The 16,950-nt window shown below is 73.2% G+C and carries 1 protein-coding gene (only partly in view); it reads right to left on the reverse strand.

Features of this window, described 5'->3' with window-relative positions; genetic code table 11:
• Window positions 1-16,950: the 3' portion of a WXG100-like domain-containing protein gene (locus KIH74_RS14680; protein WP_214156474.1), read on the reverse strand. 16,914 nt of this gene lie beyond the right edge of the window; only the last 16,950 of its 33,864 coding nucleotides appear in the window; the start codon falls outside the window, past its right edge; it ends in the stop codon at window positions 1-3.

Below are 16,950 nucleotides of genomic sequence, written 5' to 3' on the forward strand. Positions count from 1 at the left end.
TCAGTCCTCGAACGAATCGCTGGAGGCGTCGGAGGCCGCGTCGCTGAAGATGTCGGTGCCGGCATCGCTCGACGCCTCCGAGGAGGCGCTGGAGGGCACGTTCACCGGGGTCGGCGAGTCGGCCGACGGAAGGTATCCGTAGAGCAGCTCGATCCGGGCGCGCCACTGCGGGTGCCGCACCGCCATCGCCTCCAGCCGATGGATCCACCGGCTCCGCTCCTCGGGCAGGGCCTGCGGCCAGGCGTCCCGGATCTGAGCCCGCGCCGCCTCCCAGTCCCCGGCGAACAGGGTGAGAAGGCTGGTCCGCACGGCGATGTCGATGTTCTGGTCGCCGACCGAGCGGCGGGCCACGCCGATCGCCGTCAGTGCCCGTTCCAGGAACGCCGGCTGCGCGATCGTCATCTGCCCGAGCGCGGCCAGCACGTGGCGGGCCGGGTCCGGACCGGCCGGGTCCGGACCGGTGACGGTGTCCGGCTGCTCCTGGTCCACCTCCTCGGCGAGATGTCCGAGGAACTGACGGCGTTCGTCCGGGTAGCGCAGGCTCGCGAAGACGAAACCGGCGGAGGGCTGGTCCATCAGCCGCACCTGCGGGGCCACCGTGACCCGGACCACCCGGCGGTCCAGATCCGGTGCCAGACCCTTCTTCTGCGCCGGCAGCCGCGACTGCCAGTGCACCAGGCCAGGATCCAGCCCGGCCGCGGTCAGCTGCTCGTCGACCACGGGCTTCAGCCAGGCGACCAGCCGGTCGGCCCGGGCCGCCGCCCGGCGCCGGGCATGCCGGCCGGCCGCGCCCACCATGCCGCCCTCGATCAGCACCGTACTGGTCCCGCCCTGCGCCCGCTGCTCCAGCAGGCGGCCGCTCACCGCGGTCGCGAGCACCGCGACCTCGGGGTCACGCTCGGGGGCGAGATCGGTTTCCCCGCCGGGGAACCCGAACATCAGCGGGGCTTCGCCGGTGGCGATCCGGGCCTGCGGGCCCAGCTCCTGCTCCCACTCCAGCCGGCTCGCCCCGGCGAGGTCGGCCAGGGTCAGGGCGGCCGTTCCCACTCCGGTGCCTTCCTCTCCCGCGGAGCGGAACTCGAGCGGGATCACGGCGACCCCCGACGCCAGGCCCGCGTTCCCGGCCTCGTCCCGCACCCCCAGGGCCTGCGCCGGGCCGACCCGGACCTCAGGCTGTTCGAGCAGGTAAGTGTCGAGATGGTCTCCGGCCATGAAATCGGTTGCGCCACGGGACAGATCCCGCAGGGGCATGTCCAGCAGGCTGTCCACGCCCTCCCCCTCGGGACGGCGGGTCACCAGATCGGGGTACGCCTGTTCGAGCGAGACCAGCCACTGGGCCGTGATCCAGTCGTGCTCCTCGGCCAGGAACCTCTGGACGTCCGGGGGCAGCAGGGTGCGGGCCCCGGCTCCCAGCCGGGAGACCACCAGCAGCAGGTCCCGCGGGGCGTCCCGGTCGAGCAACCGGGTCAGCACCGGGGCCGCGGTCTGGGCGAAACCCAGCCCGGCGTAACCGCGCAGGGCCGCCACCTGCGGATCACGCACCGCCATGGTGTCCAGCGCGTGCTCCGGCAGCACGGGTTGCAGCCGCAGGAAGCGCGACACCACCCGCGCCGCGAACTCCGAACCCAGCTGGTGCAACCGCACCGCCTCGGCGACGCCGGGGCGGCCCGGGTGAGCCCGGTGGATCGCCTCGGTGACCGCCCAGTGCACCGAGGTCTGCGGTAGGCCCGCCGTGTAGTGCATCCCGAGCCCCACCTGCGCCGAGGCAGCCGCTTCCGGAGTGAGATAAACAGTCGGGCGCAGGCTTTCGTTCAGCCGCCGGAATCCCTGCGAGCGCGGGAACACCCGGGCCAGCTCCACCGGCCCGCCGGTCCGGCGCAGGCGGTCCACCGAGCGGGCGAGCGCCCCGAGCACCGCGAGCGGATCCGGCCCCTCCTCACCGGGCAGGGCGCGCATCGGGCGTGCGGAGGCGATCTCCAGGCCGACCCGGGCCTCACCGGTGCGCGTGACGACGTCGTCGGTCACGATCACCAGGTCACCCAGGGTTGCCAGCCCGGTGCCGGCGGGAGGACGCGGCACACCGGGCGGGAAGGTCAGGAACACCCCGGCGGGGCGCGCCTCGAAACCGATGTGGCCACCGGCCAGTCCGGGGCGGGGACCGGTGGCCGCCCGCAGGTCGAGGTCGTGGGCGTCCTGCCAGGTCTGCCGGATCAGGTCGGTGACCTCGGCGAGTGTGGTGGCGAGGCCGTCGGGGTCGACGTTGCGGGGGCCGAAGTAGCGCAGCTCGAAAACCGCTGCCGGGTGGCCGGAGTGATGATTGACGTCGTTCAGCTGGGTGTTGACGTCCAGCGCCCGGGACGGGCCGACGGGTACGGCGGGCTCGGCCGTGAGCGCGTTGTCCAGGTACTGGCCCACGGTGAAGGCGGCTGCCTGGCCGGTGCTGTGGTCGGTCAGCGGCAGGTCGAGCACGCTGTCGACTCCCTGCCGGGTCAGCCACTCGCGCAGGCCGGGATAGGCCCGGTGCAGGGTGGTTTCGAACTCGGTGGTGATCAGGTCGTGGTTCGCCCGCACGAAGGCGAGGGTCGGGCCGTCGAGCAGCCCGGCCAGACGCGACAGGCTCTGCCGGGACACGCCCAGGAGGAAGTTCTTCGGTACCTGCGACTGCCGCATCGCGGCCACGACCGGGGCTGCCACGTGCGGCAGCACCACGTCGAACAGGGAGCGCAGGTCGGCGGTGGGACGGTGCCGGGCGGCCAGGGCGTCGATCGTGGAGTGGCCGGCATCGGCATCGGCCTCCAGGTGGAGGTCGCTGAGCCCGTGGTAGGCGCCGGCGATCCGGGCGGAGAAGCCGAATGCCAGCTCCTGGAGCCGGGCCACCTCGTTGACGAGGCCCCTGCCGCGGTCGGCGCGCCGCACCAGGTGCCCGAGAAAGTCGTGCACGGACGCCAGCCGCACGTCCGCCGAGTACTGCGGGTAGAGGCCCTGGTCGGGTTCCACCTTCCGCAGCGTCCAGGCCGCCGTCCGCGGGTCCGGGATGCTCCAGCCGTCACCGGGGGTGAACAGCTCGTCGATGCGGGCGCCGTCGGCGGCCTGGTTCAGCGTCTGCACCACCTGCCGGGTGGCGTCGGTGCGCCGGTGCAGGCTGCGGGGGTCGCCGGCGGGCAGGTTCCGCCCCCGGCGGGCCACGATCTCGATCACCGGCCTGCGGGCGCGGTTCTGGCCGGGCAGCCGGCTGTACCAGTCGACCACCAGTTCCACGTCGGCGTTGCCGGCGATCACCGTGCCGTGTGCCGGGTCGCCGGAGGTGTTGTCCAGGTAGGCCATCCGGGTCTCCACCTCGAACGAGCCGAAGAGCCCGTCGGCGTCCGGGTACCAGCCCGGCCGCACCCGGCGGGCCTGGTTCAGCGCCTCGGCCCGGGCGGCGTCCTCACCATGGCGCATCTGGGTGAGCACCACGACATCGAGACCAGCTGCGGTCCAGGGACTTTCGTCCAGGGTGAGCCTGGTGCGGAAGCCGGCCGGGTACAGCCTGGTCGCCCACGCCTCCATCGCGTCGCGCTCGTGGCCGGGCAGGTTCATCCGGGCCAGGGCCTCGTCCGCCTCCTGCCGGGTGGGGGCCCGGTCGGGGGCCGGGGTGATCTGCTCCGGGTGCGTGAACCAGCGCGGGGCAGAGGCGGTTCCGGGCGGTGTGGTGGTTTCGGCCGGACCGGTGATTGCGGTGGTTTCGGTGCCTGAGGACGACGAGGGCACCGACGACGTCGAGGCCACCGGCCCGTTCGCGGGGTCGTTCGTCGGATCGGGTGTCGCAGGGGACGCCGCGGACCGGGACGCGCCGGGCAGCCCGGTGCTACGCGGGCGGCTTCCCGTCGCGGTGCCCGATCCGGAGACCCCATCCTGATCACTGGTCGTTTCGGGAGCGGGGTCCGGGTCCGGGTCCGGGTCCGGGTCCGGGTCCGGGACGACCGTCATCCGGACCTCGTTGCCCACCAGGTTGCTGTCGGCACCGGGCTGACCACGGATCCGCCAGTTCACCGTGCCCGGAAGCCTCGGTGTACCGGCCAGATCGGCGTCCACCAGGGCCCGGAGGTCCTCTCTCGCCTGCCCGGCACGCTCACCACTGCCCTCGACCAGCACCGAGACCGACCGGCCGAGAGCCTGGTGGCGACGGGCCTCGGTGGCGACGGAGTGGGCGAAACTCTCCAGATCGTGGCGGTCCCGGATCGTGGCGGAGACACTCCCCTGCCCCGCGGCACCAGATTTCAGGGCCATGGCGTGCTGCCAGTACGCCTGACTCACGGCCTCGAAATGGTCTTCGGCGCGCCGGATGTCGTCGCTGTTCACATACCGGGGCCCGTGCAGGCGGTACTCCAGGGCCAGGTTCGCCACGCCGGCCTCGCGGTTCAGGTCACCGAAGTCGGTGCCGACGTCCAGCACCTGGCTCGGGCGTACCGGCACCGCGGGCCGCGCAGTGAAAGCGCTGTCCAGGTAGTCACCCATGCTGACAGTCGCGTCGTCCTCACGGGTGAAGTCCTTCAGCCGTGCCTGCCGCCAGTTCCTGACCCGGCGCAGGCGATGGTTGAGCTCCGGGAACGTGCTCCTCAGCATCTGTTCCAGAGTGGCCTCGAACATCTGCTGCTGATGCTGCGCGAACTGCTGCATCTGCGGCGACAGGTGGGCGAACGTGTCGGACAGCGAGTGCCGCGACACCATCAGCGTCATGTTCTTCGGCAGGTGCACGTCGATGGCCCGGGAGACCAGCGGTGCGGCGAGATGCGTGGCCATCAGGGCGAAGTAGTCCGCCGCGTGGGCCAGGTCCTCGCGCCGCGACAGTTCCCGCGCGATCCGCTCGCGGTCCGGGTGGTCCGGGTCCATGCCGAGGTGCGCCGCGATCATCCGATCGGAGAAGTCGACCGCGAGATCCTGGAGCGCGATGACGTCCGGCACCCGCGGGCGGCTGGGGTCGGCGTTGCGCCGGGCGTCGGCCATGGCCCGGCGCACCGAGCCGAGCGGCACGTCCACCGTGTACTGCGCGTACAGTCCCGCGCCCAGGCCTCCCGGGCCGCTGCGGCTGATCCTCAGATTGCCCAGGGCGGGGTTCCCGACGGTGAATCCCTGCTCCGGGATGAACAGGTCCTTGATCTTGACGTTGTCGCGGGCGCCGGTTAGCAGACGACGCACGCGCCGGACCGTGGCGTCGCTGGCGGCCCGGTCATGGCCCTGCTCACCGGGCATGGTCCGCACCGGCTTGGTGACGATCTCGATGATCGGGACGCTCCCGCGCCCCGCGCCCGGCACCCGCCCGTAGTCGACCACCAGCTGGAGATGCTCGTGGTCGACCAGGACGGTCTTGTAATCGAGACCCTCGAACATCGACCGGAAGCCACGTTTCAGCCGCGCGTGGCTGGTCTCCAGCTCCATGCCCAGCTTTCCGCCGAGCAGTTGCTCCTCGACCTGTCCCACCCGCGCGGCCTGGAGCTCCGCCTGGTGCCGGGCGGCGTCTTCGCCGTGCCGGTACCAGGTCAGCACCACGGCGTCCAGACCCACCTGGAGCCAAGGACTTCCGTCGAGCGTGAGCATCGTGCGGAATCCTTTCGGATACACCTCAGATGCCTGCCGGCGCATCCCGTCCAGCACGTTATCGGGCAGCCCCAGGTAGGAGACGCTCTCGTGGGCGACCTCCAGCGACAGCATCTGCCCCGGGTAACTGGCCGGGTCCTCGGGTCCCGCATAGTTCCCCAGCAGGCCGGCAAGCGGGCCGGTGTCCTTCGCCTTGTCCTTGCCCCTCGTGCCCAAGGGTTTCGTGGTGTCCGGCGTGATGCTCTCGTCCGCCCGGGCTCCGCCGACCAGTTTTCCTGACGGTGTCGCCAGTGAGGTGGACGCGCGTGCCAGGCCCTGCGGCCCTTCGGCCTTGGTTCCGGGCTGGGTGTCGGCCCGGGTGCCGGGCTGGGTGTCGGGCTGGGTACCGGTCCCGTTCCGGGACGGCGAAGGCCCGTCATCGGGTGCCCGCGATCCGGCGGCCCCGCCGAGGTCGCGGCCCGGGGCCGGCGGGAAGTCCGCGTGGTCATCCAGCATCTGCCGGCCCAGCGGGCTCTCGGGGTCGACGAGCAGGTCCGTGGAATCGTCCATCCGGTAGTTCAGGCGCCCGGTGGAACCGGTCACCGGGCGACGCCGGCTGGAGGGGGTGAGGCCCAGCGTGGTCTGGAGGCCGGCCCGCACCCGCAGGTACGGCCTGCCGCCGGGGGTCCGCCGGCTCGCCCAGCCGAGCGGCCGGGCGTCGTAGAAGCGGTTGCGCACGAACAGGTCCGCGCCGTTGCCCTGGTCCCGCAGCACCCCGTTGAAGGTGTGACCGGCCCCGACGGTGCTCGGCAGTCCGGCGAGCACCTGATCGCGGCCGAGTGCCCCGCTGTAGTCCTGGAACGGCTGCGGACTCGCGGTCATCAGGTCGACGACGACAGCCGGGGTACTGTCCAGGGCGGACAGCTGCGCGAACGACACGGTGGCCAGTTCCCGCAGGGTCTGCGGGTCGACGGTCTCGGCCACCACCCGATGCCCGGTCAGGTCCTCGGCCGTCACCCGGAACGGGGCGCGCCCGTGGTCGAGCAGCGTCTGCTCGGGAGACACCCCCGCCAGGTCGGCGCCGATCGCCTGCACCAGAACCGGTTCCGCCGCCGGATCGGCGTCCCGGGTGCCGGGCCGGGTGTTGGGCTGTGTATTGGGCTGCGTGCCGGTCTCGGTGTCGGAGTAGCTCTCCGGCTCGGCCGTCTCCTCCAGTTCGGTCACGTTCCGCAGGTGCGCGGCGGGCCGGCCCGGACGCTGCCCGTCGTGGAGGGACGAGAGCATGGTGCTGCTCCGCGACGTGGTGCGCTCCCCGGAGGAGTCCGTGCTCATCGTGCCGGTGCGCAGGTCCGTGGACCTGCGCCGCACGGCCGGCTCGTAGGGCTCGGGCGCGAACTGGTCCCGGCCACCACCCTCGCCGTCCAGTTCGCCGTCGGCGATCCGCTTGGCGTCCAGCCACTTCCGCACGGCGTTGCGGAAGTCCAGGTCCGCCCGGTCGTAGGCGTCCTGGGCGCGCAACAGCTCCAGGCGGGCCTGGCTGAGTTCCTCGTCCGCGGCGGGGGCGTCGATAGCCGTCGCGTCGTCCACCGTCTGCACCCGGGCCTCGTCCAGCAGACGCTGCACCTGCATGCCCTGCGCCAGCATGGCCCGCCGGGACTCCTGCCGGACCGTACCGGTGCGGTCCACCTCCTTCAGCTGCGCATCCGGCTGCCGGTACCGCTGCGGCAGGGTGAAACCCAGCTCGAAACGGGCGGTGTCGCTGTGCATCCGCAGTCCGACGCCGCCTTCGAGCAGCCGCTCGGTCATGGTGACGGTCGACCCGCGATGGACGACGAGGAACTGGATGTCGTACGCGACCGCCACCGACGGCCCGGCCCGGCCCGTCTTGCGGTTGAACACCGAGGTGTCGGCGATCGCGTCACGGTCCCCGGCGCCCCGCACGACCCGGGGGCCGGTGCCGCCACCACCACCGGTGTCGGCCTGCGTCACGCCCGGGCTCACTCCGATGCTGAGCGTCGCCTCGTCCAGCTCGTAGCGTCCAGTGGTGTGCTCCGCCCGGGGCACGGCGGGGGTGAAACCGTCGAGCGGGTCCTCGAAACCGAGCCGCAGCTCGCTGCCGGTGGCCACCACGACGGGGTTGCGCAGCCGGGCGTAGACGGTCAGGTCGGGACGCACCGGGAACCCGTCCGGGCTGTTGGCCAGCGGCAGCCAGCTCTGGAGGTTCTCGGAGCTCGCGGCGAGCTGGAGCAGGGACGCCTCGGGCCCGGTGGGCACGTGGTTCGCGCCCCGGCCCGCCAGCAGCAGGTCACGCACCTCGTTCGAGCCCAGGAACCACTCCACCAGGGACTGCGCGGGCATCCGGTGCTGGCCGCCGTGCAGGAACTCGTTGACGTACCGGCGGACCCCGGCCTCGTCCGTGACCGGCGGCTGCGGGGCGGGGATCCGCAGCGGACCGGCCGGGCCGGGGACGACGGGCGCCGCATGCGCACCGCCGGGCACCCGCAGGGCGCTGGCGGCCAGCTCCACGAGCATCGGCCGCAGCCGCGGGGTCTCACCGGCCGGGGCCGGCCCCGTGGACGGCATGTCCTCGACGCCGAAGCTCGTGCCGTCGGGCAGTTCGACACTCAGCCGCACCCGGGTCAGCGGCACCCGGAAGGCCACCCGGTGCCCGACGACCCAGCTCATCTTCATCGTCTTGCCGTAGTCGGCGCCGGTGGAACCGACCTCGGTGGACGTCTGGAGGTTCAGGCCCGGGGTCGCCCCCGCCGACGGGCGCACCTGCATGCCGGGGTCACCGATGAACCCGTACCCGGCCGAGACCGAGCCCATCAGGCGGCTGACCCGCGCCAGCTTCTGGCTGCGCGTCATCAGTGCCTCGGTGTACAGCTCCAGGTCACCACCGTCGGCGATGATCTCGTCGAACTCGGCCGGGCCGGTCTCCACCTCCACCCGCAGCAACGCGGTGCTGCTGTGCCGGGCGTTCCGGGCCGCGGCGGAGTGGGCCTTCTCCAGCTGCCGGCGCAGCAGCTGCTCGGCATCGGTCAGGGACGCGTCGTCCTCGGCCTCGGACCGCCTCGCCTCCTGGGCCGCGGCGTGCGCCCGCCGGTGTGCCTGGTCCATCTCGGCGGGGTCGGGCCGCGAACCACGCAGTCTGCTCACCAGCGAGCCGCTGTAGGCGTGCAGGGGCAGCACCGCGCCGCCGTCCATCATGCCGCTCAGGAACCCGGCCACCCCGTCGGCACCCAGCACCAGCGAGGCCAGCCCCCGGTTGTCCCGGCTGTCGTCGCCGCCGTCGGGGAACAGGCGGCGAGCCTGCCCGCCCATCTGCTGGATCAGCTGGTCCAGCAGGTAGGTCAGGTCCGGCACCTGGATCGGCATGCCCGAGCCGAGGGAGGCCTTCGGGCCACCGTTCAGGTACGGCGGTGGTGCCAGCGGCATCGACGGCCGGGACGGCCCGGCCTCGATCTGCGCGGCCTGATACCCGTTGCCCCGCAGCCATTCCTGCTGGGCGGGCGCCTGCGCCCACGCCCGGTTGCCCGCCAGCACCTGGTCCAGCCGGTCCAGCAGCCGCATCCCGGTGTCGGGGTCGGCCGGGATCTGGCGGACCTGGCGCTCGGTGAGCAACTGCACGGCGCCGTTCGGCACGTCGATCCGGGCGAGCTCTCGCCGGGCCCGGGACAGCGCCCCGGCCTCCCGCACCGCGGCCAGGTCCCAGTGCAGGTCGCTGCTGACCACGAAGAGGATCTGGGTGGTGTTCTGCACCATGTTGTGGTCGCGGTCCCCGGCGAAGGCCAGCGCCTGCGAGTGACCCGTGCTGCGCCCGTAGCGGGCGTTCACGCTCGCCTGGAAGAGGTTCCCGTAGGTGTCGGTGCGCCCGGTCGGGCCCGTGGTGACGTCCCAGCCGGTCGAGCGGCCGGTGCCCGCGGCCGTGACCTGCCCGCCCATCCGGGAGGTTTCGCTGAACAGGCCGAGCGGCAGCACCTCCATCACCCGCGGCCGGTGCAGACTGGGCCGGGCCAGCAGCTCGAGGTCCTCGTAACGACGGTAGAAGGCGGTGGTGGAGAAGGCGTTCTCCAGCGCCTCCGTCCCGTAGGTCGCTTCGATCTCGCGGCGGTAGGCGTGCACGAGGTCGGGGTCGGCGGCGTCGGCGGCCAGGTCGCGCAGCATCCGCACCACCCGGTGCAGGTCGCTCACGAAGATCACGGTGTGCCGGTCGGCCGGGTGCCCGGGCAGGTGGGCAGCGCGATGATCCATCAGCGCGGGACGCGGATGCGCCGAGCGCCCGGCAGGCACCGGCACGCGCTCCTGGATGGCCGGCCCGATCTGCGGCCACGGCCGGGATTCGGGCGTGCGCGTCAGGGCCCGGGGAACGGTGATCGTGGCCAGCGACAGCACCTGCGCCGACCGCGGGTCGATACCGGCGGCCGGCAGCCCGGGGGGAACGGCCGGGCGGAAGTGCCGGGTCACCTCGGCCCTCACCTCGAAGGTCAGCGGCGCGGAGAAGACGTCGGTGGTCGGGTCCCCGATCCACAGTGCCTGGCTGCGCTGCATCGTGCCGGCCGAGCGTGAACTCGACCGCTCCCACTGCTGGCGCAGGGCGAGACCCGGCCCCAGGTTGGCCATGACGAAACGCATACGCAGGTCGGTGAACCACCCCATCCGGCCGCTGCTGGCCTGCTCGAAGCTGGTGTTGACGGTGTTCAGGTTGATCGAGCGCACCACCGAGGTGGACCAGTGGCCCTGGTACTCGGGGGCACCGCGGCGAGGGGTGACGGTGACCGTCAGCACGTCGCTCCACAGCCCACCGCCGCCCGGACGCTCCAGCTCGATCGTGCGCGGGCGCAGGGTGCTCAGCGAGCTCAGGGTGAGCGGTTTACGGATGCGCACGTCGTTGTGGTAACGCCGCTGGCCCGACCCGGCCGACGTCGTCGCCGGCTCCCCCTGCCCCTGGGTGATCAGGTCGCCGAAGCCCATCTGGTGCACCAGGGCCCGCACGGTGTCTTCCAGGGAACCCGGAAGATCGTGCCGCAGAATCGCGTTGGTCAGGGTTCCGGTGGGCGGCTCACCGCCGGAGAACCAGGCCGGCAGGGCCCGTTCCGAAACGCCCGGGCCCGGAACGAACGGCGTCAGCATCGGCTCGGTGCCGTCCACTCCGGGCAGGCCCAGCTCGGCCGCCTCGAACTTGGAGAGGCTCAGCACCGCGTGGATCTCGTGACCGCCCGGCACCAGCTGCTTCCACGTCGACGTCGCCGGGCGGTACGCCAGGTCCGACACCAGCACACTGACCAGGTACAGCGCCCGCGGGTGGTTGATCTGGTGTCCCTCCTTGTCCTGTCCCGCACGCGCCACCTCCTCGGTGTCCCTCCAGCTGTACCCACCGGTGAGCATCAGCCGCCAGGCCAGGTACGACACCGGATCGGCCGAGACCCCCACGGCCGGGCCCAGCGCACCACCGAGATCGAGCACCCGGCCCCGGGTCAGGGCCACGTTCTGACCCGTCACCCGCGCCGACCGCATGTTCGCCGCCCCGGCCAGACCCAGCGGTCTGGCGTGCGTGATGGTGGCCGTCGACCTCAGCGCCGTCCAGTCACCGTCGGCGGCCCGCAGCATCGGGGAGTCGAAACGTCCCTCCAGCATGCCGAACAGGTCGGTCTGGAGCGCCGTCGCGTGCGAGATGCGCTCGCTGTTCTCCCGGCCCGGCGCGCCGGCCGCGGTGATGCCCGGCGGCAGGTTGGCACGCCGGGCCTCCAGCAGCCCGCCCAGGTCGACCACCGCGTCGATCGACAGGGACGGCGCGACCGAGATGGCCGCGTTCTGCTGCCGGGTGACGACCGACTCGGTCTGCTGCTCGGCCGGCGTCCAGCGGATGTCGAGGATGTCCTTGGGGGCCACCAGGCTGGCCCGGCCCTCCGCCGTCCGGTCCGGAATCTGCTGCGGGACGACGCCGGGCCCGGGCGCGGGCGTGGGTACGACCGTCACCAGGTAGTCGAAGGTGATCGGGAACTCGGTGCCGCCGTTGCTGCGCAGCGAGCGCTGGTCGGCGATCACCAGGTCGTGACGGTGCACCACCTGGTTCAGCCAGCCGGCCGAGAACTCCAGCGAGCCACCGACACCCACCGGGGAGAGCAGGGTGACGGCCAGCGGCAGGCCGGCGCCGGTGCCGCGCACCCGGGACTGCGACGTGACGGCCGCTCGCCGCGGGTACATCTCCTGCCGCACGTGCGTGTCCGGCTGGTCCACCGGCGGCCCCTGCCGCACGTTGCGCAGCCGCACGGTGACGTCCAGGTGACGCCGGGCACCGTAGGAGGTCCGGCCGTCCTGGCGTCCCTGTGCCGTGAGGGTGATCGTCCGGCCGGCGCCGAAGAATCCGTCGAAGTTGTGCACCAGGGGCTGGGTCAGGCGCAGCACCTGGGTCTCGTCGATCCGCAGGTCGAATTCCCCGGCCATCTCCTGGATCTGGTTCATCAGCGCGGCGATGCTCTCGACGTCGACGGTGTTCGCGGTGACCTGGCCGGCGGCCAGGTTCAGGTACGGCACCGTGGACAGGGTCGGTCCCTGCGGGAGCGTGGTCGGTGACTCGGACAGCGCGGCGGCGGGTTGCGTGCCGGTGGGTTGCGTGCCGGCACGGGAAGAGGTCGGCCGCTCGCTCAGCAGCGAGCTCTGGCGTCGCGCCGGCCGGGCCGGTTCACCGGGCAGGCTCAGGGCACGCTGGCGCTGGCGCAGTTCGTACTCCGACCCGAGGCTGCTGCGCCGCAGTTGCAGCAGCCGGCGGAACAGGTCGGGATGGGGGAACTGGCCGGCCTGCGACGGCTGGCGGGCAGGGCTGGCCGGGCGGGCGGGACTGGCCGCGCGCCCGGACGACGGGGAGGCCGGACGGCCCGCGACCGGGCTCTGGGGGCGCGACGGGACCGGGGTGCCGGGGCGGCTCACCGGTGCGCTGCGCGAACCGTCGCCCGAGCCGGACGGACGGGCTCCCCCGAGATGACGGACCTCCCGCAGCAGCCGGTCGTTGACCCCGCGTGGATGCCTCCGAGCCTCCGGGAGCGGCCGGTACTCGTGCGCGTGCCCGGGGCGCAGGTAGACGACCTCGGTGAAGTGCTGCCAGATCTGGTTCACCAGGCCGGCGGCCAGGTCGCGGCGCAGCCGCAGGAGGTTGCCGGCGGGCAGTTCCCGCCCGGCATCACGGTGTTCACCGGCGATCCGCGCGGCCGCGATCACCGCCGGGAAGTCGATCGTCCTCAGCTGCGCCCGGGTGAGCGAGGTCTGGTGCGGATCGGCCAGCAGCACCGAGGCGTAGTTCTCGGCGAGGTGGTGCACGACCGGAGGGACGTCGCTCAGGTCCAGGGGTTCGTAGCGCCCGGTCTCCTTCGCGTAGGCGGTGTCCAGCGCCCGGTGCACCTGCTGCTCGTCCCGCAGGGTCGCGAGCAGCTCGTGGCCGTCGGGCTCGTTCAGCGAGTCGCGCCGGTCCTGGCTCCGCGAGCGCAGGAGCGGCCTTTCCTGCCCCAGGGTGCTCAGCCGGCGCCGCAGGGTTCCGATCGGGTCCTGCCACTGCGTGCGGCTGCGGACCGTCACGGCCGGCTGGTTCGCCGGGTCTGCCGGCGGCACGGCCATGTCGGCCGGGGAGGCGAACGGACGACGAGGACCCGGCGACGCGCTCCGGGCCTCCGTCGGCAGGGGCAGGTCCCGGTTCGGGCGGGGTGATCCGTCGGCGTTCACACCGTGGTCGCTGGGCACGACCGCCTGGTCCACCGGGCGCGTCGTGGAGGTGACCAGGTCGTCACCGCCCAGCCAGCGGCGCACCGCCGGTGACGTGATGGCGCGGACCCACGGGCGCGGACCGGTCCGGAACCGCACCCGGACGGTGAACCGGACCAGCGGGACGGCGGGGTTGCCCGGGTCGTCCCGGCGTTCGGCCCGCACCCAGATGTGGACCCGGCTGCGGGAGAAGGCCCCGTCCTCGGAGCCCTGGTTGACGGTGACGACGTTCGTCATCGGCCGCCCGGGGGCGATCTCGGCCACCAGCGCGGTGAGCGCCCGGGTGGTCACGGTGTCGTCGACCAGGTGCACCAGGTCACGCCGCCACCGGCCGCCCAGGCCGCCGGTGAGCGCACCGGCCTCTTCCAGTGCCGCCCAGACCCGGCTCACCACGAGATCGCGCACCCCGGCCGCGACCTCGAAACCCGCGACCGCCACGGGATCCAGCGTGGTGGGGTCCTGCTCGGCCAGGTCCTGCTCGGCTGGGTTCTGCTCGGCGTTCTGGCCGGGGTCGGGTGTGCCGGGTCGCGGTTGCCGGTCGCCGTCGCCCGGGTCGGCAGCCGGCACGAGGCCGGTGTCCGCCACCACGTCGGGTTCCCCGGCCATGTCGGGCTCCGCGGCCACGGCCGGGTCCTGGGTCCCCGGTTCGGGGCCGGGCTCTGGCACGGCGGGTCCGGCGGTCCCGGGTCCCACGTTCGTCATGGCCTGGCCGGTGAGCGTTTCCAGGACCGCGTCCAGGGTTTCCTGGTGCACCTCCCGCGCCGGTCGCCGGTCGACCCCCAGCGCCTCGTGGTCGGCCAGGTCGACCGGCACGAAACCGGGATCGTCCGGCCGCCCGGCCGGCGGCTCGGGGTCGCCCCAGGCGTCGGGACCGGTCCCGGCGCCGTCCGCCCCGTCCGCGTCGTCCCCGGCGGGCCGGGTGCCGGACGTCTCTGCCTGCTGCGCCTGCTGTGCCGCAGTCGCGCCCGGGGAATCCGGGGTCCCGGCGACCTCGGCGCCCGGCACCACACCGGTCGTCCGCAAACCGCTGTCGGCCAATCGGTTCTCGGCACCGTCGGCCCGGGCTGCGGAGCCACCCGTGCCGGGTCCCTCTCCGGTCGCCTCCCCCTGCCAGGCCGCGCGCAGGTCGTCCAGGGTCATCCGGGTGGTGCCCGGCGAGACCGGGACCGACGCCGCGGCGATCGTCAGGGCCGTCAGGTTGCCCACGTCGCCCAGATCGCCGCGGGGACCGAGGCCCGCGACCACCCAGCCGAGATCGTCCACCGTCAGCTGCTGTCCGGGTTGCCGCCCGGGCCGGGTCAGGGTGACGGGGGCGTCGAGCAGCACCGTGTCGTGGAGCCGGCGCAGGACCCGCATCTGCTCGATGCTGAAGCCCGGCCCGTGGATCTGCGTGGCCAGGGTGGCCACGGTCAGCAGCTCCTCCCGGCGGTCGGCGCGGGCAGAGCCTCCGGCCATGAAGTTCCAGGCCCGCTGCCAACCGCTCAGCTGCGCCCGGCCGACCAGTTCCTGGATCGCGTCCGAGAACTCCTGGTCCGGGAAGTGCTGGGCGACGATGCGTTCCAGCTCCGCCAGACCGGCAGCCTCCGGTGCGGCGAACCGGTAGTCGTCACCGATGTTGAGGCTGGTCACCGCACGCAGCCGGGCCTCGACGAAACCGGGTGCTGGGCTGCCACGTTCGCCGGACGACCAGTGCGCCCACTCCCCCTCGGCCGGCATCACGGTATCGGGGCCGGTGAGGGCTGCCGATCCGGTCCGATTCGTCTGCTGGACAGAGGCATTCGCGGCGCCGGCCGTCCCGTCGGCGGTGGCCGTGACCGTACCCGTGGACGCCGCGTCGGAGGCTTCCGCAACGGATGACGGCATCGCCGGGCCGAGATCCCGTGCGGACACGGTCCCGTCCGGTTGCGGGGTGAACAACACCCAGCTCCCCCGGGCCGGCAACACCGGCCGGGACAGCCGGATCCGGCCGTCCGCGCTGACCTGCGGCGGGCTGACGACGCCGTTGAGACCGCCGGGCGCACCGGGTGCCGCCTGCCAGACGAATCCACGCGGGGCCATCACCGGACGGCCCAGGGCGGTGGCCAGCCGGGCGGCGTACGAGCTGGTCCCGCCGACGGCGGTGTCACAGACCACCAGGCGCAGCACCCGGCGGTCCTCGCCCTGGAGCCGGGTGACGGCCTGCGCCAGCGCGGGAACCGTCACCACGTTGCCGTTCTGGTCGCGCACGCCCTCAGCCGTGCCGCGCGAGGCCAGGGTGGCCGCGCCGGCGTCGGCCGGCAGACGCCGGGCGAACTCGATCCGCGCCGGGTCGGCCGCGGCGAACAGCACGTGCCCGCCCTCGGTCGGCACCGCGGACGCGACCACGGCGGCACCCAGCGCATCGCCGTCGAGGGCATCGGCCGTCATGCCCTCCGCCGTCGTCACGCCGTCCGCCGTCACACCGTCCGGGTCGTCGCCGATCACGAAGACGTCCGTGTCCTCCGGCAGATTCCCTCGTCCGGCCAGCGAGGTGGCCGGGTCGGGTTCCACCGGCGCGGGTGACCAGACCACCTGCTGGTCCTGCGCCGCCGGGGACCGCATCTGCTCCAGCGCACCGGTGAAGTCCGCGCCCACGTCACGGCCCTGCGTACCGATCCGCGGGGTGAACCAGTGGAACACCGGCGCCGTGTCGCGACCCGTCACCGCCTGTCCCGGAAGGCCATTCGCCGAGGACTGGCCGGACGGCACGACGCGCACCCAGCCCAGTGGGCCGCTCTCCTGCGTCGATGCGGCAAGGGGGGTGTCCACCTGCGGGGGACGGACCACCATCGCCCCGGTGTCCGGGGTGAGCGCCGGCACCGGTCCCGGGACGGCGGGATCCTGCGTCGCGGAGGGTGGCGCGGGAATCATCAGGAGATCACTCGTCGGGGCCAGCACGCCGACCTCGAGCAGGTCGCGCAGTCGCTGCGGGAACGACTGCGCCGCGGGAACTCCCGACGGCGCGGCGATGCCGTCGATCATCAGCATCAGGCCGCGGCCGCCCCAGGCCGGCTGCTCGCTCAGGTACTCGACCAGACCTTCCGGGCCGACCAGCCGGGACGACGTCCCGGAACCGATCTGCACCTGGTTCGTCGCCGGGTCGTACCGTCCGGTGACCGCGAGCCATCCCGGCACCCGGGGCAGCGCGTCGCCGAGCCGGACCGACTGCGGGGACGAGTCGAGCGAAAGGCCGGATCGGGTGAGGGTACTCGTCACACCCGGGAATGCCGTGGGCGGCTCCGCCGCGACCTCGCGGCCGGCGTGGTACGTCTTCGTGACCTCCCCGTCGTCCCCAGGGGTTTCGACGACCTCGATCAGGCCCGCGGCCACGGCCTGCTCCTCGGTGAACAGGAAGTAGCCGCCGTTCTCGACGCCCAGTTCCGCCGGCTCAGCGGCGAGCGTCGAACGGCTTCCCAGAATCGACTGCGGGATGCGCGAATTCACGAGCGTGTAGAAGGTCGCGGCGCGCACGAGGAAGGACGGGGTGTCGAGTTCGGTGGTCTCCTCGGTGACCCGCCCGGAGTTCGAGGTCTGTGCGCCGCCGGTCACGTTCGCCTTGCCCAGCGCGGGTTGCGCCGCCGCGGAACTCGACTCGCCGAGCCTGATGTTGTCCTCGTCCGC

The sequence above is a fragment of the Kineosporia corallincola genome (assembly GCF_018499875.1).
Classification (GTDB): domain Bacteria; phylum Actinomycetota; class Actinomycetes; order Actinomycetales; family Kineosporiaceae; genus Kineosporia; species Kineosporia corallincola.